This is a genomic window from Enterobacillus tribolii (genome assembly GCF_003363015.1).
GTDB classification, from domain to species: Bacteria; Pseudomonadota; Gammaproteobacteria; order Enterobacterales; family Enterobacteriaceae; genus Enterobacillus; species Enterobacillus tribolii.
Map to the genome: position 1 here is coordinate 331696 of NZ_QRAP01000003.1, position 25223 is coordinate 356918.

A 25223-nucleotide genomic window follows, 5' to 3' on the forward strand; every position below is an offset into this window, starting at 1 on the left:
TTTGCATTCTGGGAGGCATTCATTCCTAATGACCAAATACTGTTACGTGTTTATCTAATTAGGTGAAAACGTTATGCCACTTTTATCACTCCCTCGCTTACACCTTGCCGCCCTCCGTTGGTTTGAAGATCGAAGTGGTCAAGCCGTGACATACGATGAACTGACAAACGATCGCACACCTTGCCTCCTAACAACGCGCGCCAAGGGAATTTATAAGCCGAAAGGCGCCGACTATGCGCTTTCTATACGACAAGGACTGAATAGTAAGTACAGCGATAAAGAACCTGTTTATCAACAGGATGGCAGTTGGACATATTTATACGCGCAAGAAGAATCCGCCACTAAACCTGCTGAACAATTATCAGGCAACCGTAGCTTGCAGAAGTGCATGCTCGATGACGTACCTATCGCCGTATTACATCAGCTCAGCCCTAAGCCCCATGTAAGCTATCGGGTAATGGGATTAGCGTATGTCACGGATTGGAAAGACGGATTTTTCACGTTGAAAAGCACCACGCTGCCATTAACAGACGAACCTGATGAAGAGGACGTCAGCAGAGAAACCCCGCCTCCGCTTGCAGAATTTGATCCGGCCCGCATCGCAGATGAAAGGAAAAAAGCCTTACGCAGTATAGCCGTGCGTCAAGGACAATCCGCTTTTCGTAGCGGCTTGCTCTTGGCTTACCAGGGAAAATGCGCCATTTCAGGCTGCAGCATTAAAGCCGTGTTGGAAGCCGCGCACATCACCCCTTTCCGAGGCCCAACTACAAACGCCATCGACAATGGGCTGTTACTACGCAGCGATCTCCATACCTTATGGGATCAAGGGTTACTCCATTTGGATGAAGAACTGCGCGTACAGCTGCACCCCACATTAAAAAATAGCGAATATCAGGTACTTGCAAACAGGCCTCTCGCCCCCACGCTCAGTCCTTCTTCAGCCCCTTCGCTGAAAGCGATTCTGGCTCATCGAGAGTGGTGCTTGAACAAAGACCGTTAATGAGGAAAGACACCACGTACTGCATCCACCCCCAATGCCGTGTATACTACGGAATACGCAGGGTATATTCCGTCATCCCCCATGCGCGTTCGCCGCAGCGCGCAAAGATAACGCAGACCCTCTGCTATTTTTGTCCCTAACTCGCCAACCTACTTTCAGATAATCGCGCTATGGTCCAAGGTACGCTGTATATCGTCTCCGCCCCCAGCGGAGCGGGAAAATCCAGCCTGATTCAGGCACTATTGAAAACGCAGCCCGCGTACGACATCCGGGTTTCCGTTTCCCACACAACGCGCGGCGCACGTCCCGGCGAAAACCACGGCGAGCACTACTATTTCATTCCGGCGGATGAATTCCGTCAGATGATCAAAGAAGATGCCTTCCTGGAACACGCCGAAGTCTTCGGCAACTATTACGGCACCTCCCGCCCGGCTATCGAAAAAGTGCTGGCGCAGGGCATCGATGTGTTCCTCGACATCGACTGGCAGGGCGCGCGTCAGGTGCGGGAAAAGATGCCGCAGGCGCGCAGCATCTTCATTTTGCCGCCGTCGCACGAAGAACTGAAACGCCGCCTGCACGGGCGCGGTCAGGACAGCGATGAGGTGATCGCCCAGCGTATGATGAAAGCCGTTTCGGAAATGTCGCACTATGATGAGTATAACTATCTGATCATTAACGATGATTTTGAAACCGCCCTGCAGGATCTGCGCACCATCATCCGTGCCGAACGTCTGCGAACCGGGCGTCAAAAGCTTCGTCACGATGCTTTAATCAGCAAATTGTTGGCAGACTGACTTCAGTTTCAGTATCATGCCCAGTCATTTCTTCATCTGTGGAGTAGCACACTTATGGCACGCGTAACTGTTCAAGACGCTGTAGAGAAAATTGGTAACCGTTTTGACCTGGTATTGGTCGCTGCCCGCCGCGCACGTCAGATGCAGGCCGGCGGTAAAGAACCGTTGGTTCCGGAAGAAAACGATAAGTACACCGTTATCGCCCTGCGTGAAATCGAAGAAGGTCTGATCAACAACCAGATCCTCGACGTGCGTGAACGTCAGGAACAACAGGAGCAGGAAGCCGCGGAACTGCAGGCGGTAACTGCGATCGCTGAAGGTCGTCGTTAATTCTCGCAAGGGCTGCCTTTGTACCTGTTTGAAAGCCTGAATCTGCTGATTCAGAAATACCTGCCTGAAGAGCAGATCAAACGCCTGAAACAGGCTTACCTCGTCGCGCGCGATGCGCACGAGGGGCAGACACGCTCCAGCGGCGAGCCTTATATCACCCATCCGGTCGCCGTCGCCTGCATTCTGGCGGAAATGCGGCTGGATTACGAAACCCTGATGGCGGCTCTGTTGCACGACGTCATCGAGGATACGCCCGCCACGTATCAGGATATGGAACAACTGTTCGGCAAGAGCGTCGCCGAACTGGTTGAAGGCGTGTCCAAGCTGGACAAGCTGAAATTCCGCGATAAAAAAGAGGCGCAGGCGGAAAACTTCCGCAAGATGATCATGGCGATGGTGCAGGACATCCGCGTCGTTCTGATCAAGCTCGCCGACCGCACCCACAACATGCGCACCCTTGGGTCGCTGCGCCCGGACAAACGCCGCCGTATTGCGCGTGAAACGCTGGAAATCTACAGCCCGCTGGCGCACCGTCTGGGTATTCACCACCTGAAAACCGAGCTGGAAGAGCTGGGCTTCGAAGCCCTGTATCCCAACCGCTACCGGGTGATCAAAGAAGTGGTGAAAGCCGCGCGCGGCAACCGTAAGGAGATGATTCAGAAGATCCTCTCCGAAATCGAAGGCCGCCTGACGGAAGCCGGCATCGTCTGCCGGGTGAACGGTCGCGAAAAACATCTGTACTCGATCTACCGCAAAATGCACCTGAAAGAGCAGCGTTTTCACTCGATCATGGACATTTATGCCTTCCGCGTCATCGTGAAAGACGTGGACACCTGCTACCGCGTGCTCGGCCAGGCGCACAGCCTGTATAAGCCGCGCCCCGGTCGGGTGAAAGATTACATCGCCATTCCCAAGGCCAACGGCTACCAGTCGCTGCACACTTCGTTAATCGGCCCGCACGGCGTGCCGGTGGAAGTGCAGATCCGTACCGAAGATATGGACCAGATGGCCGAAATGGGCGTTGCCGCGCACTGGGCCTATAAAGAAGGCGAATCCAGCACCACCGCGCAAATCCGCGCCCAGCGCTGGATGCAAAGCCTGCTGGAGCTGCAGCAAAGCGCGGGCAGCTCGTTTGAATTTATCGAGAGCGTCAAATCCGATCTGTTCCCGGATGAGATTTACGTTTTCACTCCGGAAGGGCGCATCGTCGAACTGCCGGCCGGCGCCACGCCGGTCGATTTCGCCTATGCGGTGCACACCGACATCGGCCACGCCTGCGTCGGCGCACGCGTTGACCGCCAGCCCTTCCCGCTTTCTCAGTCGCTGAGCAGCGGCCAGACGGTGGAGATCATCACCGCGCCGGGCGCACGGCCTAACGCCGCCTGGCTGAACTTCGTCGTCAGTTCCAAAGCCCGCGCCAAAATCCGCCAGATGCTGAAGAACCTCAAGCGCGATGACTCCATCAGCCTCGGTCGTCGCCTGTTGAATCACGCCCTGGGTAACGGCCTCAAGCTGAAGGATATTCCCGAAGCGAACATTCAGCGCGAGCTGGAGCGTATGAAGCTGCATGCCATGGACGACCTGCTGGCGGAAATCGGCCTGGGCAACGCCATGAGCGTGGTGGTAGCGAAAAACCTGCTGGACGACGGCCAGTCAATCACCGCCGGCGGCATGCGCAAGCTGCCGATCAAAGGCGCTGACGGCGTGCTGCTGACCTTCGCGAAATGCTGCCGCCCGATTCCCGGCGATCCGATCATCGCCCACGTCAGCCCGGGCAAAGGGCTGGTGATCCACCATGAGTCCTGCCGCAACATCCGCGGCTACCAGAAAGAGCCGGAAAAATTCATGGCCGTGGAATGGGACACCAACCCGGATCAGGAATTCATCGCCGAAATCAAAGTGGACATGTTCAACCATCAGGGCGCGCTGGCGAACCTGACGGCCGCCATCAATACCTGTGCGTCCAACATTCAGAGCATGAACACCGAAGAGAAGGACGGCCGCGTATACAGCGCGTTTATCCGCCTGACCACACACGATCGCGTCCATTTGGCGAATATCATGCGTAAAATCCGTATTATGCCGGATGTGATTAAAGTCACCCGTAACCGTAACTGATTAGCCATTATGACACCTCAACGCTACGCGCGGATTTGTCAGATGCTGGCGGCCAGGCAGCCGGATCTCACCGTCTGCATGGAGCAGGTTCACAAACCGCATAACGTTTCCGCCATCATCCGCACCGCCGACGCCGTAGGCGTCCATCAGGTCCACGCCGTTTGGCCGGGCAAAAAAATGCGTACCCTGGTTTCCACCGCCGCTGGCAGCAACAGCTGGGTACAGGTAAAAACGCACCCTGATATCGCATCCGCCGCTGCGGATCTGAAGGCGCAGGGCATGCAAATCCTGGCGACCAACCTCTCCGGCAGCGCCATCGATTTCCGCGAAGTGGATTACACCCGCCCGACCTGCATCCTGATGGGGCAGGAAAAAACCGGCATCACCGCCGAAGCGCTGGCGCTGGCCGATCAGGACATCATTATTCCGATGATCGGCATGGTGCAGTCGCTTAACGTCTCCGTCGCCTCGGCGCTGATCCTGTACGAAGCGCAGCGCCAGCGGCAGAACGCCGGCATGTACCGGCGCGAAAACAGCTTACTTTCCGCCGATGAGCAACAGCGCCTGCTGTGGGAAGGCGGCTATCCGGTTATGGCCAACGTCGCCAAACGCAAGAAACTGCCCCGTCCGGTCATTGACGGCCAGGGACAGATCGTTGCCGATGCCGCGTGGTGGGCGGCGATGCAAGCCACGGAGATCCGGTAATGAAAGGCCGGCTGCTGGATGCCATTCCGCTGACCTCGCTGTCAGGCGTCGGCGCCAGCCAGGCCGGCAAGCTGGCGAAGATAGGTCTGGAAAACATTCAGGATCTGTTGCTGCACCTGCCGCTGCGTTACGAAGATCGCACCAAACTCTACCCTATCAACGACCTGCTGCCGGGCATTTACGCCACGGTGGAAGGCAACGTGCTGCGCACCGACATCGCATTCGGCCGCCGCCGCATGCTGACCAGCCAAATCAGCGACGGCACCGGCGTACTGACGCTGCGCTTCTTCAATTTCAACGCCGCGATGAAAAACAGCCTGGCCGAAGGCCGGCATGTCGTCGCCTACGGTGAAATCAAGCGCGGCCAGCGCGGGGCGGAGATCATTCATCCGGAATATCGCGTGCAGGGCGAGAGCGGCGACGTGGAGTTGCAGGAAGCATTGACGCCGGTTTACCCGACCACCGAAGGCGTGCGTCAGGCCACGCTGCGCAAGCTGACCGATCAGGCGCTGGCGCTGCTGGACACCGTGCCCATCGCCGAACTGTTGCCGGAAGAACTGCGCCACGGCCTGATGGATCTGCCGCAGGCACTGCACACGCTGCATCGTCCGCCGCCGGACATCCAGCTCAGCGATCTCGAGCAGGGCAAGCACCCGGCCCAGCGCCGCCTGATCCTGGAAGAACTGCTGGCGCACAATCTCAGCATGCTGGCGGTGCGCGCCGGCACGCAAAGGCATAAAGCGCTGGCGCTCGCCGCCGACGATGCGCTGAAAAACCGTTTCCTCGCCGCCCTGCCCTTCAGCCCGACCAACGCCCAGCAACGCGTGGTGGCAGATATCGAAGCCGACATGAACAAACCCGTACCGATGATGCGCCTGGTACAGGGCGACGTCGGTTCAGGCAAAACGCTGGTCGCTGCGCTTGCCGCGCTGCGCGTTATCGCTCACGGTAAACAGGTGGCCCTGATGGCGCCGACCGAACTGCTGGCGGAGCAGCACGCTGCCAACTTCCGCCGCTGGTTTGAGCCGCTGGGGCTGACCGTCGGCTGGCTGGCCGGCAAACAGAAAGGCAAGGCGCGTCAAACGCAGATGGACGCCATCGCCGGCGGCGAAGTGGACATGATTGTCGGCACGCACGCCATGTTTCAGGAGCAGGTGCGTTTTTCCGGCCTGGCGCTGGTGATCATCGACGAACAGCACCGTTTCGGCGTTCATCAGCGGCTGGCGCTGTGGGAAAAGGGGGAAGAACAGGGATTTCATGCCCATCAGCTCATCATGACCGCCACGCCAATCCCGCGCACCCTGGCGATGACCGCTTACGCCGATCTGGACACCTCGGTGATCGACGAACTGCCGCCCGGCAGAACCCCGGTCACCACCGTCGCCATTCCCGACACCCGCCGCAGCGACGTGATTGAGCGGGTAAAAAGCGCCTGCCTGAACGAAGGACGGCAGGCATATTGGGTGTGTACCCTGATCGAAGAGTCGGACCTGCTGGAAGCGCAGGCGGCGGAAGCCACAGCGGAAGAGCTGAAGCTGTTGCTGCCGGAGCTGAAGATCGGCCTGGTGCACGGGCGGATGAAGGCGGCGGAAAAGCAGGGCGTCATGGAGGCTTTCAAGCAGGGCGAACTGCAGTTGCTGGTTGCGACGACGGTGATCGAAGTCGGGGTTGACGTGCCCAACGCCAGCCTGATGATTATCGAAAACCCGGAGCGGCTGGGGCTGGCGCAGCTTCATCAGCTGCGCGGACGCGTGGGGCGCGGCGCCGTCGCCTCACACTGCGTTCTGCTGTATAAGGCCCCGCTCAGCCAGACCGCACAGAAGCGCCTGCAGGTCTTGCGCGACAGCAATGACGGCTTCGTCATCGCCCAGCGGGATTTGGAAATCCGCGGCCCCGGCGAGCTGCTCGGTACCCGCCAGACCGGCAGCGCTGAATTCCGCGTTGCCGATCTGCTGCGCGATCAGGCCCTGATCCCCGAAGTTCAGCGCATTGCGCGCCATCTTCACCAAAATTACCCGGAGCACGCCCGGGCGCTGATCGAACGCTGGCTGCCCGAACGCAGCCGTTACAGCAACGCCTGATTACGCCGCGAACATCGGCAGCAACAGGTAAAGCTTAATCACGATCGCATTCACGATATCGATGAAAAACGCGCCGACCATCGGCACCACCAGGAACGCCAGATGGGACGGACCGAATCGCTCGGTAATCGCCTGCATATTGGCAATCGCCGTCGGCGTCGCCCCCAGGCCGAAGCCACAATGGCCGGCGGCCAGCACCGCGGCATCATAGTTCTTACCCATGACCCGGTAGGTGACGAAAATAGCATACGTGGCCATCACCAGCGTCTGCACCACCAGAATCGCCAGCATCGGCAGCGCCAGCGACGCCAGCTCCCACAGTTTCAGGCTCATCAGCGCCATCGCCAGAAACAGCGACAGGCTGACGTTGCCCAGCACCGACACCGCCCGTTCAAACACCCGGTAAAAACCGACGGCGGACAACGTGTTGCTCAGGATCACCCCAACGAACAGCACGCAAACAAAGGTTGGCAGCTCCAGCGCCGATCCGCGCAGCAGCCCGGCGATAAACTGGCCCGCACTCAGGCAAATAGCGATCATCGCCAGTGTTTCAATCAGCACCAGCGATGTGATAACGCGCCCGGCGTCCGGCTTTTCGAACGTGGTAGGCACCTCGCTGTCGTCCGGCGTGCCGTTCGGCGTGGAGGAGTGTTTCACCAGATAACGCGCCACCGGGCCGCCGATCAGGCCGCCCAGCACCAGGCCGAACGTCGCACAGGCCATCGCCACTTCGGTCGCGTTCTGGAAGCCATAACGCTCAACGAACAGCTTGCTCCATGCCGCGCCGGTGCCGTGACCGCCGGACAGGGTGATCGAGCCGGCCAGCAGGCCCATCAACGGGTCCAGGCCCAGCATTTTCGCCATACCAATACCGATGGCGTTCTGCACCAACAGCAAACCAACCACCACAAAAATAAAGATACCCAGCGCTTTTCCGCCGGCCCGCAGGCTCGAGAGGTTGGCGTTCAGGCCGATGGTGGCGAAAAACGCCAGCATCAGGGGATCTTTCAGCGACATATCAAAGCTGATTTCCCAGCCCGTTGACGTTTTCAGCAATAAAAGACCGAGTGCGACCAGCAGACCACCGGCGACCGGACTGGGGATGGTGTATTTAACGAGAAAGGGAACCTTATGAACTAGCTGACGGCCAAGAAGAAGTACGAACGTTGCGGCAACCAACGTCCCATAGGTATCAAGATGAAACATTCATTCGTCCTATACAAAAAACCAATTAACTACAATCAGTTATATTTATTTATGTTAAGCATCGACTCATTATTCGCGGCACATTAAAAAGTAAAACTTGTCATTCAGGCAAGCAAAACGACATAAAAAATCCCCCCTGCCAGAATTTCTGGCGCTTAAGCCCAAAGAAGCAAACGATTGCTTTTGTGCCAACGATCATTAAAATGCGCACATTGTTTTCTCTGGAAAATTGTTGTCTCAGGAAAAACCCCAACATGACCACGCCATCCCCGTCAGCCACTGAACAAACCGGCACAAATGCGACTCCGTCCGCCCCGCGCAGTGAATTAATTTATCGCCTTGAAGACCGGCCGCCGCTGCCGCAAACGCTGTTCGCCGCCTGCCAGCACTTGCTGGCGATGTTTGTCGCCGTAATCACGCCGGCGCTGCTGATTTGCCAGGCGCTGGGATTACCGGCGCAGGACACCCAGCACATCATCAGTATGTCGCTGTTCGCGTCGGGGTTGGCCTCAATCCTGCAGATCAAAACCTGGGGGCCGATCGGTTCCGGCTTGCTGTCGATTCAGGGCACCAGCTTTAACTTCGTTACGCCGCTGATCATGGGTGGTATGGCGCTGAAAAACGGCGGCGCGGACGTACCCACCATGATGGCGGCGCTGTTTGGCACCCTGATGGTCGCCTCCTGTACCGAGATTCTGCTGTCACGCGTGCTGCATCTGGCGCGGCGCATCATCACGCCGCTGGTCTCCGGCATCGTGGTGATGATTATCGGCCTGTCGCTGATTCAGGTGGGGCTGGTTTCCATCGGCGGCGGCTACGGCGCAATGAACGATCATACCTTCGGCGCGCCGAAAAACCTGATGCTGGCCGGCGCGGTGCTGCTCGTCATCATCCTGCTTAACCGCCAGCGCAACCCCTACCTGCGCGTGGCTTCGCTGGTGATCGCCATGGCCGTCGGCTATCTGCTGGCCTGGGCGCTGGACATGCTGCCCGCGTCCGTCGCGGAAAAAGGCACCGACGCCCTGCTGATCGTTCCCACGCCGCTCTATTACGGGCTGGGTTTTGACTGGAACCTGCTGATTCCGCTGATGTTGATCTTTATGGTGACGTCGCTGGAAACCATCGGCGACATCACCGCCACCTCCGACGTTTCGGAACAGCCGGTGTCCGGCCCGCTGTATATGAAGCGCCTGAAGGGCGGCGTGCTGGCAAACGGGCTGAACTCCATGCTGTCTGCGGTGTTCAACACCTTCCCCAACTCCTGCTTCGGCCAGAATAACGGGGTGATTCAGCTGACCGGCGTCGCCAGCCGTTACGTCGGTTTCGTGGTAGCCCTGATGCTCATCGTGCTGGGGCTGTTCCCCGCCGTTGCCGGTTTCGTACAGCACATTCCCGAGCCGGTGCTGGGCGGCGCCACCATCGTAATGTTCGGCACCATCGCGGCCTCCGGCGTGCGTATCGTCTCGCGTGAACCGCTCAACCGCCGCGCGATCATGATTATCGCGCTGTCGCTGGCGGTCGGTATGGGGGTTTCCCAGCAGCCGCTGATCCTGCAATTTGCGCCTGAATGGCTGAAAACGCTGCTGTCTTCGGGCATTGCCGCCGGCGGTATCACGGCTATCGTGCTGAACCTGATTTTCCCTCCGGAAAAATAATCCTCTCCGCACGGGCAAAGAAAGGGCGTTCAGATGAGCGCCCTTTCTGTTATTTTCCTCTCGGATCTCTCCGTATTCACCTTTTTTTACACGTTAAGGTCTTGAGACCCTTTCCCAATTGCGGCATAAACTTACCTGAGCACCGCTTTAAAGGACCCCGCCGTGAAATTTATTGGAAAAGCGTTATTGACGCTGTTAGTACTGCTAATTCTGCTCATCGTTGCGCTTTATATCGCAGCGCAGACACGCTGGGGTGCTGCACGCATCAGCAACTGGGTAACAGAAAACTCGTCCTGGACGATGACGCTGGACGGCATTGACCATTCACTGAGTACGCCGTCACGAGTAACGCTGCAAAACGTCAGCCTGGCGCCCAAGGGCCAGCAACCGGTACTCAGCGCCAGAGAAATGGTGCTGGACTTCGGCGTACAACAACTTACCGCTCCCCGTCATTTCAGCGGCCTGCTGCTGCGCGACGGTGCCCTGAACACCCATAACCGCCGCAGCCCCCTGCCGGTTCAGGCAGACACCCTGCGCCTGCAAAATATGCTGATTGCCGCTGATAACGGCGACTGGAACCTGCGTGCGACCCAGGTCGACGGCGGCGTCACGCCATGGCAGCCGACGCGCGACCACGCACTGGGCAGCAATGCCCGCTTCCAGTTCAGCGCCGGCACGCTCACCCTGAATGATATTCCGGCGCAAAACGCGCTTATTCAGGGCGCCGTCGAAAATAACCGGCTGCGTTTAAACAACCTGGGCGCCGATGTGGCGCGCGGCCAGCTCACCGCAGACGCGGAGCAGCAGGAGAACGGCAGTTGGCTGGTCAATAACCTGCGCCTGAGCGGCGTGCAGTGGCAAACCGCGCAAACGCTGGAGCAACTGAAAGATCGCATTCAACATCTGCCCGATGTGACCCTGGGGCGTATGGACGTCACGGGCGCGAAGCTGGTGGGGCCGGCGTGGGCGCTGAGCGATCTGGACATCACCCTGCAACAGGTCACGCTGCATAACGGCGACTGGCAAAGCGAGGATGGCTCACTGGCCTTTAACGCCAGCGATATCGTCGTGGGCAACCTGCACTTTATCGACCCGATCGTCAGCACCGCCCTCTCTCCGGCGGGCATTGATATCAGGCAGGCGACCGCCCGCTGGGAAGGCGGCCTGCTGCGCGCCGACGGTAACTGGCAGCGTGCGGATCGCCGGCTGACCATCAACGACGCCGCGGTGGTCGGGCTGGAGTACACCCTGCCGCAAAACTGGCGGGAGCTGTGGCAGCAGCCGCTGCCGTCGTGGCTGAATGAGCTGATCCTGACCAAGTTCAGCGGCAGCCGTAATCTGATCGTCGACATCAATCCGGACTACCCTTTCCAGTTCACCGCCGTGGACGGCTTCGGCAACAACCTGATGCTGGTGAAGAACGGGCGCTGGGGCATCTGGCGCGGCGGCTTCACGCTTAACGGCAGCGAAGCGACGCTCAACAAAACCGACATCCGCCGCCCCTCCATCACCCTGAAGGCCGATGACGGGCAGATCACCGTTACCGAACTCAGCGCTTTCGCTGGCAAGGGCCTGCTGGAAGGCACCGCCACGGTCGGTCAGCAGGAGAGCCGCCCGTTCGCGCTGACGCTTAACGGCCGCGCAGTCCCTTCCACCGTGCTGGCGCAGTGGGGTTGGCCGGCGATTCCGCTCAGCGGCGACGTTAACCTGCAACTTTCCGCTGCAGGTCGCCTGCAGGCCGGAACGCCGATGAAACCGACGATCGGCGCTACCCTACACGCACAGGATGGCAACGGGCAGCAGGTCACACAAACATTGGCGGGTGGGGAGTTACAGGCGGCGATGCCCCAAGCGCAAATACCGGAAGCGCAGCAGCCTGCGGGGGAATGAGATAAAAGCACAAAAAAAGAGCGGGTTATCCCGCTCTTTTTGCATTCTGGAAAGCGGCGGGGAAACCCGCCCGGAATCACTTCACCTTCAGCGTATTCAGCACGCCGTTGGCAATGTTCTCGGCTTCCTGCTGGTTCGTCGCCGGCAGCGTAATCTGCATCGTCAGCAACTGATCGCCAGTCTTGCCGAGCACGATGCTGGAGTAAGACGTCACGCCTTTCAGCGTTTGCACCGAGTTAACCTGCTGCAACGTAGCGCCGTTCAGCTCTACCGGTTTATTCGCCAGCACCTTCAGGTTGGGGTCGCGCGATTTCTGCTGCTCAACCAGGCGCCCGCTCAGTACGTCCAGCCCTTCAGCCGGCAGCGGCGCGGTGATCACGATGATCGCCTGCTGACCGCTTTTATCAGCGTACACATACATGTTGTTGGACTGCGTTCCCAGCTTGCCGCTTTGGTCAGACAACCCGGCAGGCAACGTAAAGCTGACCTTACCGTCCATCAGGCTGATGTTTTCACCCGCAGGCACGCTGGCCTGTACCGGCGTATCCCCCGCAGCCGGCTGACCCGCGCTGTCCGTTGAGTTCCCGTCGCAGGCGGCAAGCCCGGCGACCAACAGACCAACGCCCATAAATCTTACTAAGTTGCGCATGGGTATTCCTTCTCTTGTCCTTTACTGTTTTAAAGTATCTGATTGCGTCAAAACACGCCAAACAACGTCGTCACCCGGGACAAACCTGCGGCTCCGTCAGCACCTTCGCCAGGCGCAGCCGGTTATCCGCCACGCTTTCAGCCTTTTCTAACTCAATGAGCTGATAGCCGTTTTTAATCAACATCATCAGCATAGCAGGGAAACTGTTACGCGTTTTCACTTCAATGCGGTGATAACCCTGATTTAATGCCCACGCCTGCTGCGCCTGCAACAGGAACTGGGCGATTCCCTGCCGCCGGAAAGGCGGTAATACGCCGCCCAGCCAGCTGTAAAAAACGGTGTCATCCAACGCATAGCCGATCTTAAAGCCGGCCGGCACGCCGTCGCACAAGGCAATCAACAGGTGGCTGACGCGCCCGGCCAGGCGGGCCTGAATGTCCCGCTCGCCATGCAGGGCGGCAAACTCCGGCAACCCGGCATACAAAGCGTGGATTTCCGCCGGCGTCGCGGCGCGCAGGGAGAGGGATGACATGACGGCCTCCGTAATATGAGGCCATCAGAATAACGCATTTGGCCGGTTAACTCAGTCGGAGTTTTGGCGCATCGTGCTGGACGGCGAGGCGCTTGAGCACCATGTTAAGCATAACGCCGTACATTGGCAGGAAGAAGATAAGACTTATCATCAGCTTAAAGCAATAATCCACCAGTGCGATCTCTACCCAGTGCGATGCCATGAAAGGATCTGAGCTGCGGTAAAACGCGATGAAAAAGAATGCAACGGTGTCGCTGATATTGCCGAACAGCGTTGAGGCGGTGGGCGCCACCCACCAGGCACGCTTACGGCGCAGGCGGTTAAACACGTGAACGTCGAGGATCTGCCCCAACACGTAAGCCATGAAGCTGGCCGTGGCGATCCGCGCCACCATCACGTTGAACTCGCCCAGGGCGGCCAGCCCCTGCCATTCTCCCTGGAAGAACAGCGCCGACAAACCATAAGAGATGAACAGCGCAGGCACCATTACCGCCAGAATAATGCGTCGTGCCAGCGGCGCGCCGAAAATTCGCACGGTTAAGTCCGTCGCCAGGAAGATGAACGGGAAGGTAAACGCACCCCAGGTGGTATGAAACCCGAAAATGCTGATCGGCAACTGCACCAGATAGTTACTGGAGGTTATGATCAGAATGTGAAACAGCGAAAGCCATAACAAGGCTTTCAGCCGCTGTTGCGGTGTAAAGGTAAACATAGATTGTGGCCTTTTTGGTTATTGGGGTGAGGGAACCCAAGAAAAACGAACGGCCGCATAACAGCGGCGCGGGCATGATACCTTGTTCAAAACAGGTTGCAATGGTTAATTTTAACGCAAACGTTAACGTTGCTTGCAGTCACACCCCGACGGGGTAAACTAGGCGGGTTTTCGTTTTCACCATGCGGCGATTCCCGCGTCGTACGCCGCTTCGGGAGTATTATGACCGACCTCTTCACTAATCCGGATAAAACGCTGGACGCCCAGGGCTTACGTTGCCCCGAACCCGTTATGATGGTACGCAAAACCGTACGCATGATGGAAGACGGCCAAACGCTGCTGATCATCGCTGACGATCCGGCCACCACCCGCGATATTCCCGGTTTCTGCCAGTTTATGGACCATACCCTGCTGGCGCAGGAAACCGACGCCGCGCCGTTTCGCTATCTGCTGAAAAAAGGGCGCTGAAGCAGGCTCAGCGCGTGGTTGACCCGCGGACGATCAGCTCGCCGGGAAACTTCTGCTCCCGCGCGGAACCGTTTTCTCCCTGAATGCGCGCCACCAGCTGTTCCAGCGCCGCATAGCCGATCTGATAAGTCGGCTGTTTCAGGGTCGTGATGCCGACGCCGGCCAGCTCCGCCCACTCCAGTTCGTCAAACCCCAGCAGGCCGATGTCGCTGCCCCAGTTGATGCCTTCACGCCGCATCGCGCGCGCCACTTGTAATGTCAGCGCGCCGTTGGCCGACATCACCGCTTTGCGCATGCCGCGATGCTGCTGGCAAAACCGGCTCAAAATCTCCCCCAGCTGCGCCGGGTTGCTGAGCGCCACTTCCGCGCTTTCCGCCACCAGTTGCGGGTGCTCCTGCATGGTATTCAGGAAAGCGTGCCGCCGCTCGTGACGGGTATTCACCAGCCCCAGCGGTTCGCTGAGAAACAGAACGGCTTCAAACCCCTGTTCAATCAGATGCCGGGTCGCCTCCGTCGCGGCCCGATCATTGTCCAGCCCAACCATATCGCAGGAGAACTCAGGAATTTTGCGGTCGATCAGCACCATTGGCAGCAGCGACTGCTGCAGCTTAGACAACGCCTCTTCACGCATACCAACGGCGTTCACCACGATGCCTTCCACCCGGTAGCTGCTCAACAGTTCCAGGTAATGCTGCTCCTGATTCACCTCGTTATTGGTGTTACAGACCAGCAGCGTAAAGCCCTGCACCCGGCAGGCTTCCTCGATGCCGCGCAGCACGTCCACGGAGTAAGGATTGGTAATGTCGGCGATAATCAGCCCGATCAGCCGGGTCTGGCCGCCCTTCAGGCTGCGCGCCATCTGACTGGGGCGGTAGTTAAGCTGGCGGATGGCCTTTTCAATACGCGCCTTGAGGTCGTCCGAAAGCAGGTGCTGCTCGCCGTTCAGATAGCGTGATATGCTGGTTTTTCCGGTTTTGGCCGCCTTCGCCACATCGCTGATGGTGGCCCGGTTTCCCTGACTGCTCACTGCGCATTCCCCTTACGACAACAATGTTCTGAGCCTAACACAACGACGGTGAATATGTTGTATGCCGATACAGCATGACATAATGCCTGCATAATGATCCCAGTGAAAGAGACGTCCTATGCTGAAACTCAGACTGCTGCACTATTTTTGCACCGTGGTGGAGCAAGGTTCCGTCTCCGCTGCCGCCGGCGTACTGTTTATTGCCCAACCCCCGCTGAGTAAAGGATTACAGCAACTGGAGGAACTGCTGGGCGTTCAGCTGTTTTTTCGCTCCAGCAAGGGAATGCAGCCGACGGAGGCGGGCAGGCACCTGTACCAGCGCGCCGGCGCGCTGCTGCGCCAGTCACGGGAAATCGAAGATGAGATGAAGGGGTTCGCCGACGGGCAACGCGGCGTGGTGCGCATCGGCACGGTGTCGATGGGAATTCCGCGGGTCACGGCCATGATCCAAACGCTCGGCGATGCCTGCCCCACCATCGGATTCTCGCTGCAACAGGGCGACACGCAGCACCTGACGGAGCTGCTGGAGATGTACCGGCTCGATGCGGCGCTGATTCATCTGCCCCTGACCAGCGCCGCGCCGGACCTGAAGCTGCTTCCTCTGGCGCGCTCGCGTTTTCAGACGCTGTGCCACCCTGACTCACCGCTGGCGGCCCAGCCCCGGATTACGCTGGCGCAACTGGCGGGCGTGCCGCTGGCGCTGCTGCGGCGCAAATCCGGTTTCGGGGTCTACGAGCGGGTATTGCAGTCGTTCACCCGCGCCGGGCTGACGCCCCGCATTCTTGCCGACACCAGCGACATCGCCCCGCTCATCGCCCTGGTGAAGCAACGCGCCGCCGTCGCCCTGCTGCCCGTCCTGCCGGACGACATCCCCCCCGGCATCGTCGCCCGTGACGTGCCGGAGCTGGACGACGTTGCCGATGAGCTGGCCCTGCTTTACCGCGCCCCGTTGTCTGCGGACTCACCGCTACACCGGGCGATCGCGTTTTTAGGCCAAACCGCCGCTTAACGTTTCAGCTCAGGAATGGCCGGCATCACGCCGAAATGTTCCATATCCTGCGGTGAAAATTTGAAATGCGGATTATATTTGGCCGGATCGGTAATAAAGTCCGGTTCGGTGCTGCGCCAGGTAAAGAAGCAGACCGGGCAATGGAACACCGTCCAGGCGCCGGCAACCGGCGACTGGCTCATCACCTCCGGCGACGGTGATTCACAGCGCGGGCATTTTTCAGGGTAAGGTTTATTGTCACTCATCATTTCTCCTTAACGGGATGCGTTTCCGGCATCAATCATCGCCTGTAGCTTCTCAACCCACTGTTCGGTGGTAACCGGATCGCGCAGTTCCTGCGAAAAATGGCCGTGGGTTTCCGGCGCTTTCGGCGTGGTGGCGTCGATGATCACCTTGGTAGTCATGCCGGCAGGCTCAGAAGCCGGGTCCAGCGGCAGAATCGACAGCCCCGGCACCGTGACCAGATCAAACTCCGGGTTGAACTTGGTGGAAATGGCCCACATCACCTGCGGCAGGTTGAACGGATCGATGGTTTCATCCACCACGATCACCATTTTGGCGTAGCCCAATCCGTGCGGCGTGGTCAGAACCCGCATCCCGACGCCTTTGGCAAAGCCGCCAAAGCGGGTTTTGGTGGAGACAATCACGATCAGGCCATGCGTATAGAGCGCGTTGACCGCCTCGATTTCCGGATAGGCCTCCTTGAGCTGCACATAAAGCGGCGCACAGGTATTGATGCCCATCATGTAGTCGATTTCGGTCCAGGGCATGCCCAGGTAGAGATGTTCGTAAACCGGGTTACGCCGGTGGGAGACTTTGGTGATTTCCACCACCGGCATACGGCGGCCGCCGGAGTAGTGCCCGGTAAACTCGCCGAACGGCCCTTCCGCTTCGCGGTAACGGGAGATAATGCGCCCTTCCAGCACGTATTCCGAGCCCCACGGAACGTCCAGCCCCGTCAGCGCGGTGCGCACCACGGGATAAGGTTCTTCATTGAGGGCGCCGGCCATGGCGTATTCGGACTGATCATACAGAATCGGCATCGCGCCCACGGTGCCAATCATCGGATCGTTGCCGATGGTGATCGCCACGGGCAGATCCACGCCCAGCTCTTCTGCCCGCTGAAGATGTATTGCGATGTCATGCGCCGGCACCGGCTGCAATCCCAGACGGTTGCGCCCTTTCACTTCAATACGGTAGATGCCGACGTTTTGGGTGGCGGCGTTATCTTCCACCGAAGGGTCGCGCGATACCACGCTGGCTTTATCGATGTAAAAGCCTCCGTCGCCGTGGTTCAGGCGAAACAGCGGCAGAATATCGAACAGGTTAATATCCTGCTCGATCACCACTTCCTGCCAGAGCGCCGTTTCACGGTATTCCACTTCGCCGGGATAATTTTGATAACGGCGGACGAACTCCAGAAACTGTTGCTTAAGCGGCGTGTTCTTGGGCATGCCCATGGCGATAGCCAGGTTCGGCCAGGAACCGTGTACGTTCATGGCAATACGGGCGTCGTGATAACCGAAGATATTGTTGAACAGCAGCGCAGGCGATTTGTCGCCCAGCTTGGTCGCCGCACAGGCTGCGGCGGAAATATCCGGCTCCGGCATCACCGGTTCGTCAATGTTCAGCAACTGCTGTTGCTGTTCGAGCGCCTGCAGAAAACTGCGCAAATCATGAAATGCCATATCATCTTCCTCTTTCCGATTCCCGCTATTTTCCGCAAACTAATGCAGCGCCGACATAACTTAAAAAGCAAGCCGGTATAGCTTTTGAGTATAGCCAGGAAGGAAAGAGACGATCAGCGTGCCGGTTCGGCCTCCCACATCATAACAACCGTATGGTGGCCGGTTTCTTCATTGAACTCGGTTTCCTGTATCGAAAACCCCTGACGCAGGTAAAACGCCATCGCCCGGTGATTGCGCCGGTAGACTTCCAGCCATAGGCGCGGATAGAGGGCCTTCGCCTGCTGCATCAGCCGGTAACCCGCGCCGGTGCCGAAGAACGCCTCATCAACGAACAATGCCCCGATAAACGCCTGTTCCAGCACGCTGATAAAACCGACGATGCGCCCGTCCTGCTCCTCCAGCCAGGTGAGGGCGGAAGGCAGATAGGTGTTGCGCACCAGAAAGGCGCTTTCCTGCCAGTAAGCGGGCGCAATAAAGGGGTGAGCCTGCGTGGTGCTGGTCAGCCACAGCGCCATCAGCGCGTCGGTGTCCTGCTCCGTCGCCGGGCGGATCATGATGCCTTCGCCACCAGAAAGCAGTCGGCAACGTGATCGTCCACCATGCCGCAGGCCTGCATAAACGCATAGCAAATGGTAGAGCCGATGAACTTGAAGCCGCGTTTTTTCAGCGCCTTCGACATTGCGTCTGACTGCGCGGTTTTCGCCGGGATATCCGACAGGGTCGCCGGATGGTTGTGCAACGGTTTTCCGTCAACGAAGCTCCACAGGAAAGTGGAAAAATCCTCGCCCTGACGCTGCATGGCAAGCAAAGCGCGCGCGTTAATCACGATGGCGTCCAGCTTCAGACGATGGCGGATCAGCCCGGCGTCCTGCATCAGCGCATCAATGTCGGCCTCCGTCATGGCCGCAACTTTTTCCGGATCAAAATGATGGTAAGCGCGCCGGTAGTTCTCGCGTTTTTTCAGTACGGTAATCCAGGACAGGCCGGCCTGCTGTCCTTCCAGACAGAGCATCTCGAACAGCCTGGCACCGTCATAGAGCGGCTGCCCCCATTCTTCATCATGGTAGGCGATGTACAGAGGATCGGCGGAAACCCAGCCGCAACGCGTTTTATTATCCATATGGTATCACTCCCTCTTTTGGGAAAAGGTTCACCAGCGCCCGTCGCTTTGGTTACGCTACCTATTATTTCTTCACCTTGCCCTTGACGCCACCCCGGCGCCGTCAATAGTTAGATCGTGTCACTGAAATCATAAAACATAATAATTGTGTTTCAGGAGTGGCAATACATGAATACCTGCACCCTGCCTTCGCCACGCCGTATCGCGCTGGTGATGCTCGCGATAGCCGCTTGCCCTGCGCTGGCTTTTGATCAGGTGGTCGTCTTTGGCGACAGCCTGAGCGACAACGGCAACGTCGGCCGTTTTACCTATGACGGCAGCCAACACCCGCTCTATGACGATATTCTGGCGCAGTCCATCGGGCTTAACCTGAGCGCCAGCGCGCAGGGCGGCAGCGACTATGCGGCCGGCGGCGCGGTGGCGGCGCCTTCCCTCAATGCGCAGAACAACACGCAGGATCAGGTGGCCGCTTATCTGGATACGGTCGGCGGAAAGGCCGACGGGCAGGGGCTTTATATTCACTGGATCGGCGGTAACGACCTGGCCGCCGCCGTGCTTAATTCGGCACAGGCGCAGACCATCGTACTGACCAGCGCCGCCGGGGCGGCGCAGCAGGTCGATACCTTACTGAACGCCGGAGCCGGCACCGTTATCGTTCCAACGGTGCCTAACATCGGCCTGACGCCTACGCTGGCGGAGTCCATCATTCAGGCCGCGCCGCTGCCGGATCAAACCGCCGCCCTGCTGGCGCTGCACGCCGCGCTGAACGCTCCGGCCACTGACGGCGCCGATGGCCGGCTACAGGTGATCCGGCAGGCTTTCCAGGCCGCGGCCGCACAGGCAGGCCCGCTTTCCGGCGCAGTAGCGCAGCAAATGTTTGATGCCTACACCACGTTAAGCGCGCAAACCGCCGCGCTCACCCAACTCTACAATCAGCAGGAAGAAACGTTGCTGAGCCAGCGCGGCGGCAATATCGTGCGGGTAGACGTCAACGCCCTGTTTAACGAAGTCGTCGCCAATCCTGCGCAGTACGGCTTTGCCAATACCGCCGGATTCGCCTGCCCGACGGGCGTTTCCTCGGCACGGTGCAGTTCCGCCATGAGCGGCTTCGACAGCAGTAAACCTTTCCTGTTCGCCGACGATTTCCACCCGACGCCGGCGGCGCACGCGCTGATCGGCGATTATATGGCGTCTGTCCTTAACGCCCCGGCGCAGGTGGTGGCGCTGACACAGGAAACCGCCGCCATGGCGCGTGATGCGCGCGCCATGCTCGACAGCCGCCTGCAACAACTGCGCGACAACGGCAATATCCCGGGGAGCTGGGGCGTGTTCGGCGGCTATGCCGGTCAGCATTACGACTATGCCGCCAACCTGGCCGCCGGCGACGGCAACGCCACTACCCATAACTTAACCGTCGGCGTGGACCATCAGATTACCGACAGCTGGCTGGCCGGTTTCCTGATTTCCGCCTCCGATGACAATCAGCAACCGACGCCCGGCTTCACCTACAAAGGGCGCGGACTGATGTTTTCCGCCTTCAGCGCGGTAAACGTCCTCGATAACGGCTGGATTAACGCCGATCTGCACCTGATGCGGATGAACTATGACGATATCAGCCGCAGCATAACGCTGGGCGCGGCCAACCGCGCCGAACAGGGAGATACAGAAGGAAATCAATACGGCGCGCGCATCACCGCCGGCTGGGATTTCCCCGTCACGCCGGCGATTAAAACCGGCCCGGTGGTGCAGTTTGCCCTGGATTACAGCCACGTGGACGGCTATGAAGAAAACGGCGACGACAGCACCGCCATGCGATTCAGCGATCAAAATTACCACTCGCAGGTTGGCGCGCTGGGCTGGCGGCTGGATACGCACTTTGACGTCATCAATCCCTACGCGCAGATCACCTATCAGCACCAGTTCGGCGACGATGTCTATACCGCCGGCGGCGGCATCAAAACGTCGCAGACCACATTCACCCGCGAAACCGCAACGCAGGACCGCAACTGGACGGATGTTACCGTAGGCGCGAACCTGCCGCTCACCGACAACGTCGCCGCCTTTGCCTCCGTTTCCCAAACCGGCGGCCTGAGCAGCGGCGAACAATTTTTGTATAACGTCGGCCTCAGCGCGAAATTTTAAGCAAATTAAGCCCGGATGAGTGGGGATTCGGGCTGTATATCTTACGTGCAGGCGGTATACTGCTGAATTCCGTTTAAATCCACTTGCTACCGCGTGCGAACTCAACATGCAAAAGTTTGATACCAAGACCTTTCAGGGACTGATCCTGACATTGCAGGATTATTGGGCACGCCAGGGCTGCACCATCGTTCAACCACTGGACATGGAAGTCGGCGCCGGCACCTCTCATCCAATGACCTGCCTGCGGGCGCTGGGGCCCGAGCCAATGGCTGCCGCCTACGTACAGCCCTCGCGCCGGCCGACCGACGGCCGCTACGGCGAAAACCCGAACCGCCTGCAGCACTACTACCAATTTCAGGTTGTTATCAAGCCTTCGCCGGATAACATTCAGGAACTGTACCTCGGCTCGCTGAAAGAGCTGGGCCTGGACCCGTTGGTGCATGACATCCGCTTCGTGGAAGACAACTGGGAAAACCCGACGCTCGGCGCCTGGGGCCTGGGCTGGGAAGTGTGGCTCAACGGCATGGAAGTGACCCAGTTCACCTACTTCCAGCAGGTCGGCGGGCTGGAGTGTAAGCCGGTCACCGGCGAAATCACCTACGGCCTTGAGCGCCTGGCGATGTACATCCAGGGCGTGGAAAGCGTCTATGACCTGGTGTGGAGCAACGGCCCGCTGGGCGTGACCACCTACGGCGACGTGTTCCATCAAAACGAGGTGGAACAATCTACCTACAACTTCGAATATGCCGACGTCGATTTCCTGTTCACCTGTTTCGAACAGTATGAGAAAGAGGCGCAAACGCTGCTTGCACTGGAAAAACCGCTGCCGCTGCCGGCGTACGAACGCATTCTGAAAGCCGCCCACAGCTTCAACCTGCTGGACGCGCGCAAAGCGATCTCGGTCACCGAGCGCCAGCGTTACATTCTGCGTATCCGTACCCTGACCAAAGCCGTCGCAGAGGCCTACTACGCTTCCCGCGAAGCGCTGGGCTTCCCCATGTGTAACCCGAAGGATTAAGAGGCAGCAGCCATGACTCAACAGACTTTCCTGGTGGAAATCGGCACGGAAGAGCTGCCGCCGAAAGCCCTCCGTTCTCTGGCGGAGGCGTTCGCCGCCAATTTTAGCGCCGAGCTGGACAACGCCGGCCTGACCCACGGCGGCGTCAACTGGTTCGCCGCCCCGCGCCGTCTGGCGCTGAAGGTTGCGCAGCTCAGCGCAGCGCAGCCGGATCGCGAAATCGAAAAACGCGGCCCTGCCGTTTCCGCGGCGTTTGACGCCAGCGGCGCGCCGACCAAGGCCGCCGAAGGCTGGGCGCGCGGCTGCGGCATCACCGTCGCGCAGGCCGATCGCCTGACGACCGACAAAGGCGAATGGCTGGTGTTCCGCGCACATCAAAAAGGCCAGAGCGCCCAGCAGTTGCTGCCGGATATGGTCGCCAACGCGCTGACAAAGCTGCCGATCCCGAAACTGATGCGCTGGGGCGCCAAAGACACCCAGTTCGTGCGTCCGGTTCACACCGTGACCCTGCTGCTGGGCAATGAGCTGATCCCGGCCACTCTGCTCGGCGTGGCGTCCGACCGCGTGATCCGCGGCCACCGCTTTATGGGCGAGGCGGAAATCACCCTCGATAATGCCGATCAATACCCGCAAATCCTGCTGGAGCGCGGTAAAGTCATCGCCGACTATGAGGCCCGTAAGGCCATCATTAAGCGCGATGCCGAGCTGGCGGCGCAAAAAATCGGCGGTAACGCCGACCTCGCCGACAGCCTGCTGGAAGAAGTCACCTCGCTGGTGGAATGGCCGGTGGTGCTGACCGCGAAATTCGAAGAGAAGTTCCTCGACGTACCGGCTGAAGCGCTGGTTCATACCATGAAGGGCGACCAGAAATACTTCCCGGTGTACGACGCACAGGGCAAGCTGCTGCCGAACTTCATCTTCGTCGCCAATATCGAATCGAAAGATCCGCAGCAGATTATCTCCGGTAATGAGAAGGTAGTGCGCCCGCGTCTGGCTGACGCCGAGTTCTTCTTCAAAACCGACTGCAAACAGCGCCTGGAAGATAATCTGCCGCGCCTGGAAACCGTGCTGTTCCAACAGCAGCTGGGTACCCTGCGCGACAAAACCGACCGCATCGAAACGCTGGCGGGCTGGGTTGCCGGCCAGATCGGCGCCGATGTTAATCTGGCGACCCGCGCCGGGCTGCTTTCCAAGTGCGACCTGATGACCAACATGGTGTTTGAGTTCACCGACACCCAGGGCGTGATGGGCATGCACTATGCGCGTCACGACGGCGAGAATGAAGAAGTGGCCGTGGCGCTGAACGAGCAATATCAGCCGCGCTTCGCCGGCGACGCTCTGCCTTCCTCACTGGTTGCCTGTTCGGTCGCCATCGCCGACAAGATGGACACCCTGGCGGGTATCTTCGGCATTGGCCAGCACCCGAAAGGCGACAAAGATCCGTTCGCCCTGCGCCGTGCCGCGCTGGGCGTGCTGCGTATCATCGTGGAGAAGAAGCTGCCGCTGGATCTGGTGACGCTGACCGAAGAGGCGGTTCGCCTGTACGGCAGCAAACTCACCAACAAGAACGTGGTGGATGACGTGGTGGAATTCATGCTGGGCCGTTTCCGCGCCTGGTATCAGGAAGAAGGCCACAGCGTGGACACCATTCAGGCCGTGCTGGCGCGCCGTCCGACCCGTCCGGCGGACTTCGACGCCCGTGTCAAAGCCGTCTCGCACTTCCGCACGCTGGAAGAAGCGGCTTCGCTGGCCGCGGCCAACAAGCGCGTGTCCAACATCCTGGCGAAAGCCACGGATACGCTCAATGATCACGTCCACGCCTCACAGTTGAAAGATCCGGCGGAGATTCATCTGGCGACAAACCTCGTTGTACTGCGTGACAAGCTGGAGCCGCTGTTCGCTGAAGGGCGCTATCAGGAGGCGCTGGTGGAGCTGGCGACCCTGCGTGAGCCGGTGGACAACTTCTTCGACAAAGTGATGGTTATGGACGAAGACGCGCAGGTGCGCATCAACCGTCTGACGCTGCTGAGCAAGTTGCGTGAGCTGTTCCTGCAGGTGGCCGATATTTCCGTCCTGCAATAATCCGCTGAACAAACGGCGCCGCCTTATGGCTGCGCCGTTTGTGTGAGTGGAAGTCGCGCACGGATTAGCGCATGATAGGCGGCATGATTTTTATGCGATCCGCCGGATGTCCCGACGGCGCGCGCTTCGCATGACGACAGGAGTATTCACATGGTATTTGCGGTAACCCGTGCCCCGCTGAAACGTTGGCTGATGCCCGTTATGGCAATAATGATGGTTTTCCAGCTCGCAGCCTGCGGAGATAAAGAAGCCGATCAGCGTAAAGCCTTCATCGACTATCTGCAAAACACGGTGATGCGCGGCAGCAGCAAGGTGCCGACGCTCAGCGAAGATCAGAAGCAAAAGTTGGGCAAATATACCGGGGATTACGCCATTCTGGTCACGTTCTCGCAAAACTTCAGCCGGGCTACCGACTCCAGCCTGACGCCGCTCAACAATACCATCAGCCAAATCCGCGTCCCGCAAGACTATCTGCTTAAGCGTGACGAACTTCGCCAGGCATCCGGCGCGCTGAATATGCTGGGTCAGCAGGTGCAAAGCGCCAGGGCGCAGGCCGACAGCGCCAAAGCCGCGCTGAAGCAGCCGGACGATCTGCGCGTGGTTTACGATAAGGCCTATGCCAAAGTGGTCAGCGATCCGGCCAACGCCATTGGGCCGATGATCCCGATGGCCGCCAGCCTGGCGCAGGATTTGTTGCAGGTGGGGGACTTCCTTCAGTATGTCGGCCCGCAGGCACGCTTTGAAAACAGCGGTATTCAGCTGCAAACCCAACAGCAGGTTGCTCAATATAACCAGATGATGAGCAACGTCGCCGCTAAGCACCAAGAGTTGCTGGCCGCACAAAGCCGCAGCGCCGCCGTGCTGAACTGATTTCCTCACGCCCCGCAGCAACCGCGCGGGGCTTTTTGTAACTTAATTACAAATCTCCCCGCCGCGTGAACTTGTTCCCGCTAATTTCCAGGCAAAAACCTGAATACTTTTCTACTACATAAAATAT

At 59.0% G+C, this 25223-nt stretch carries 23 protein-coding genes; 14 read left to right on the forward strand and 9 right to left on the reverse strand.

The window, feature by feature from the left end; genetic code table 11:
* The first annotated feature begins 73 nt into the window (after positions 1–73).
* From C8D90_RS08925 to recG, 6 genes are all read left to right on the forward strand, one after another.
* Entirely contained in the window at positions 74–1000 is a 927-nt protein-coding gene (locus tag C8D90_RS08925) for an HNH endonuclease (protein WP_115458087.1), read from the forward strand.
* 170 nt (positions 1001–1170) lie between these two features.
* A complete protein-coding gene (gmk, locus tag C8D90_RS08930; protein WP_115458088.1) occupies positions 1171–1794 on the forward strand; it encodes a guanylate kinase in 624 nt (207 codons plus the stop codon).
* 54 nt (positions 1795–1848) lie between these two features.
* On the forward strand, positions 1849–2124 hold the full coding sequence (gene rpoZ / locus C8D90_RS08935) for a DNA-directed RNA polymerase subunit omega (RefSeq protein ID WP_115458089.1): 276 nt from the start codon (positions 1849–1851) through the stop codon (positions 2122–2124).
* 18 nt (positions 2125–2142) lie between these two features.
* Complete coding sequence (spoT, locus tag C8D90_RS08940) at positions 2143–4242, forward strand: bifunctional GTP diphosphokinase/guanosine-3',5'-bis pyrophosphate 3'-pyrophosphohydrolase (protein WP_115458090.1); 2100 nt, start codon at positions 2143–2145, stop codon at positions 4240–4242.
* Positions 4243–4251: 9 nt separating this feature from the next.
* Entirely contained in the window at positions 4252–4947 is a 696-nt protein-coding gene (gene trmH / locus C8D90_RS08945; protein ID WP_115458091.1) for a tRNA (guanosine(18)-2'-O)-methyltransferase TrmH, read from the forward strand.
* The gene (gene recG, locus C8D90_RS08950) at positions 4947–7028 is read left to right on the forward strand and encodes an ATP-dependent DNA helicase RecG (RefSeq protein ID WP_115458092.1); all 2082 of its coding nucleotides are present in this window, start codon (positions 4947–4949) and stop codon (positions 7026–7028) included. Before trmH ends, recG begins: the two co-directional genes overlap by 1 nt.
* On the opposite strand, the gene gltS is transcribed toward recG, so the two are convergent.
* Positions 7029–8234, reverse strand: a complete 1206-nt coding sequence (gene gltS / locus C8D90_RS08955; protein ID WP_115458093.1) for a sodium/glutamate symporter — start codon at positions 8232–8234, stop codon at positions 7029–7031.
* A gap of 254 nt (positions 8235–8488) precedes the next feature.
* Between gltS and C8D90_RS08960 the strand changes: the two genes are divergently transcribed.
* The gene (locus C8D90_RS08960) at positions 8489–9889 is read left to right on the forward strand and encodes a nucleobase:cation symporter-2 family protein (RefSeq protein WP_115458094.1); all 1401 of its coding nucleotides are present in this window, start codon (positions 8489–8491) and stop codon (positions 9887–9889) included.
* A gap of 162 nt (positions 9890–10051) precedes the next feature.
* Positions 10052–11779: an AsmA family protein gene (locus C8D90_RS08965; protein ID WP_196238493.1), complete on the forward strand. Its 1728-nt coding sequence runs from the start codon at positions 10052–10054 to the stop codon at positions 11777–11779.
* Positions 11780–11855: 76 nt separating this feature from the next.
* Here C8D90_RS08965 and C8D90_RS08970 read toward each other — a convergent pair whose 3' ends face one another.
* The 3 genes from C8D90_RS08970 to C8D90_RS08980 form a co-directional block, all read right to left on the reverse strand.
* Positions 11856–12428: a DcrB family lipoprotein gene (locus C8D90_RS08970; RefSeq protein ID WP_115458095.1), complete on the reverse strand. Its 573-nt coding sequence runs from the start codon at positions 12426–12428 to the stop codon at positions 11856–11858.
* A 70-nt stretch (positions 12429–12498) separates the two neighbouring features.
* Positions 12499–12960, reverse strand: a complete 462-nt coding sequence (locus C8D90_RS08975; RefSeq protein ID WP_115458096.1) for a GNAT family N-acetyltransferase — start codon at positions 12958–12960, stop codon at positions 12499–12501.
* Between the two features lie 46 nt (positions 12961–13006).
* The gene (locus tag C8D90_RS08980; RefSeq protein WP_115458097.1) at positions 13007–13672 is read right to left on the reverse strand and encodes a 7-cyano-7-deazaguanine/7-aminomethyl-7-deazaguanine transporter; all 666 of its coding nucleotides are present in this window, start codon (positions 13670–13672) and stop codon (positions 13007–13009) included.
* A 222-nt stretch (positions 13673–13894) separates the two neighbouring features.
* On the opposite strand from C8D90_RS08980, the gene tusA reads away from it, so the two are divergent.
* Positions 13895–14140: a sulfurtransferase TusA gene (gene tusA / locus C8D90_RS08985; RefSeq protein WP_115458098.1), complete on the forward strand. Its 246-nt coding sequence runs from the start codon at positions 13895–13897 to the stop codon at positions 14138–14140.
* Positions 14141–14147: 7 nt separating this feature from the next.
* On the opposite strand, the gene C8D90_RS08990 is transcribed toward tusA, so the two are convergent.
* Positions 14148–15167: a LacI family DNA-binding transcriptional regulator gene (locus tag C8D90_RS08990; RefSeq protein WP_115458099.1), complete on the reverse strand. Its 1020-nt coding sequence runs from the start codon at positions 15165–15167 to the stop codon at positions 14148–14150.
* A 118-nt stretch (positions 15168–15285) separates the two neighbouring features.
* Here C8D90_RS08990 and C8D90_RS08995 point away from each other — a divergent pair, with 118 nt between their 5' ends.
* On the forward strand, positions 15286–16176 hold the full coding sequence (locus tag C8D90_RS08995; RefSeq protein WP_115458100.1) for a LysR family transcriptional regulator: 891 nt from the start codon (positions 15286–15288) through the stop codon (positions 16174–16176).
* On the opposite strand, the gene C8D90_RS09000 is transcribed toward C8D90_RS08995, so the two are convergent.
* The 4 genes from C8D90_RS09000 to C8D90_RS09015 all read right to left on the reverse strand — a co-directional run bounded on the left by C8D90_RS09000 (position 16173) and on the right by C8D90_RS09015 (position 18984).
* The gene (locus C8D90_RS09000; protein ID WP_115458101.1) at positions 16173–16421 is read right to left on the reverse strand and encodes a non-oxidative hydroxyarylic acid decarboxylases subunit D; all 249 of its coding nucleotides are present in this window, start codon (positions 16419–16421) and stop codon (positions 16173–16175) included. The genes C8D90_RS08995 and C8D90_RS09000 overlap by 4 nt on opposite strands.
* A 9-nt stretch (positions 16422–16430) precedes the next feature.
* Positions 16431–17864, reverse strand: a complete 1434-nt coding sequence (locus tag C8D90_RS09005) for a non-oxidative hydroxyarylic acid decarboxylases subunit C (protein WP_115458102.1) — start codon at positions 17862–17864, stop codon at positions 16431–16433.
* Between the two features lie 113 nt (positions 17865–17977).
* Complete coding sequence (locus tag C8D90_RS09010) at positions 17978–18418, reverse strand: N-acetyltransferase (protein ID WP_115458103.1); 441 nt, start codon at positions 18416–18418, stop codon at positions 17978–17980.
* Positions 18415–18984 carry a DNA-3-methyladenine glycosylase I gene (locus tag C8D90_RS09015; RefSeq protein WP_115458104.1) on the reverse strand — a complete coding sequence of 190 codons (570 nt, stop codon included), beginning with the start codon at positions 18982–18984 and terminating at the stop codon, positions 18415–18417. Before C8D90_RS09015 ends, C8D90_RS09010 begins: the two co-directional genes overlap by 4 nt.
* 168 nt (positions 18985–19152) lie before the next feature.
* Between C8D90_RS09015 and C8D90_RS09020 the strand changes: the two genes are divergently transcribed.
* From C8D90_RS09020 to C8D90_RS09035, 4 genes are all read left to right on the forward strand, one after another.
* A complete protein-coding gene (locus C8D90_RS09020) occupies positions 19153–21126 on the forward strand; it encodes an autotransporter outer membrane beta-barrel domain-containing protein (protein ID WP_115458105.1) in 1974 nt (657 codons plus the stop codon).
* Positions 21127–21232: 106 nt separating this feature from the next.
* The gene (glyQ, locus tag C8D90_RS09025) at positions 21233–22144 is read left to right on the forward strand and encodes a glycine--tRNA ligase subunit alpha (protein ID WP_115458106.1); all 912 of its coding nucleotides are present in this window, start codon (positions 21233–21235) and stop codon (positions 22142–22144) included.
* Positions 22145–22156: 12 nt separating this feature from the next.
* Entirely contained in the window at positions 22157–24226 is a 2070-nt protein-coding gene (gene glyS / locus C8D90_RS09030; RefSeq protein WP_115458107.1) for a glycine--tRNA ligase subunit beta, read from the forward strand.
* Between the two features lie 150 nt (positions 24227–24376).
* Entirely contained in the window at positions 24377–25096 is a 720-nt protein-coding gene (locus C8D90_RS09035; RefSeq protein WP_115458108.1) for a DUF3053 domain-containing protein, read from the forward strand.
* Positions 25097–25223: the final 127 nt, after the last annotated feature.

Bases quoted from the DNA above. Each gene is read 5' to 3' on its own strand.
- C8D90_RS08925 (WP_115458087.1), top strand. From the start codon at position 74: ATGCCACTTTTATCACTCCCTCGCTTACACCTTGCCGCCCTCCGTTGG.
- gmk (WP_115458088.1), top strand. From the start codon at position 1,171: ATGGTCCAAGGTACGCTGTATATCGTCTCCGCCCCCAGCGGAGCGGGA.
- rpoZ (WP_115458089.1), top strand. From the start codon at position 1,849: ATGGCACGCGTAACTGTTCAAGACGCTGTAGAGAAAATTGGTAACCGT.
- trmH (WP_115458091.1), top strand. From the start codon at position 4,252: ATGACACCTCAACGCTACGCGCGGATTTGTCAGATGCTGGCGGCCAGG.
- recG (WP_115458092.1), top strand. From the start codon at position 4,947: ATGAAAGGCCGGCTGCTGGATGCCATTCCGCTGACCTCGCTGTCAGGC.
- gltS (WP_115458093.1), bottom strand. From the start codon at position 8,234: ATGTTTCATCTTGATACCTATGGGACGTTGGTTGCCGCAACGTTCGTA.
- C8D90_RS08960 (WP_115458094.1), top strand. From the start codon at position 8,489: ATGACCACGCCATCCCCGTCAGCCACTGAACAAACCGGCACAAATGCG.
- C8D90_RS08970 (WP_115458095.1), bottom strand. From the start codon at position 12,428: ATGCGCAACTTAGTAAGATTTATGGGCGTTGGTCTGTTGGTCGCCGGG.
- C8D90_RS08975 (WP_115458096.1), bottom strand. From the start codon at position 12,960: ATGTCATCCCTCTCCCTGCGCGCCGCGACGCCGGCGGAAATCCACGCT.
- C8D90_RS08980 (WP_115458097.1), bottom strand. From the start codon at position 13,672: ATGTTTACCTTTACACCGCAACAGCGGCTGAAAGCCTTGTTATGGCTT.
- tusA (WP_115458098.1), top strand. From the start codon at position 13,895: ATGACCGACCTCTTCACTAATCCGGATAAAACGCTGGACGCCCAGGGC.
- C8D90_RS08995 (WP_115458100.1), top strand. From the start codon at position 15,286: ATGCTGAAACTCAGACTGCTGCACTATTTTTGCACCGTGGTGGAGCAA.
- C8D90_RS09000 (WP_115458101.1), bottom strand. From the start codon at position 16,421: ATGAGTGACAATAAACCTTACCCTGAAAAATGCCCGCGCTGTGAATCA.
- C8D90_RS09005 (WP_115458102.1), bottom strand. From the start codon at position 17,864: ATGGCATTTCATGATTTGCGCAGTTTTCTGCAGGCGCTCGAACAGCAA.
- C8D90_RS09010 (WP_115458103.1), bottom strand. From the start codon at position 18,418: ATGATCCGCCCGGCGACGGAGCAGGACACCGACGCGCTGATGGCGCTG.
- C8D90_RS09015 (WP_115458104.1), bottom strand. From the start codon at position 18,984: ATGGATAATAAAACGCGTTGCGGCTGGGTTTCCGCCGATCCTCTGTAC.
- C8D90_RS09020 (WP_115458105.1), top strand. From the start codon at position 19,153: ATGAATACCTGCACCCTGCCTTCGCCACGCCGTATCGCGCTGGTGATG.
- glyQ (WP_115458106.1), top strand. From the start codon at position 21,233: ATGCAAAAGTTTGATACCAAGACCTTTCAGGGACTGATCCTGACATTG.
- glyS (WP_115458107.1), top strand. From the start codon at position 22,157: ATGACTCAACAGACTTTCCTGGTGGAAATCGGCACGGAAGAGCTGCCG.
- C8D90_RS09035 (WP_115458108.1), top strand. From the start codon at position 24,377: ATGGTATTTGCGGTAACCCGTGCCCCGCTGAAACGTTGGCTGATGCCC.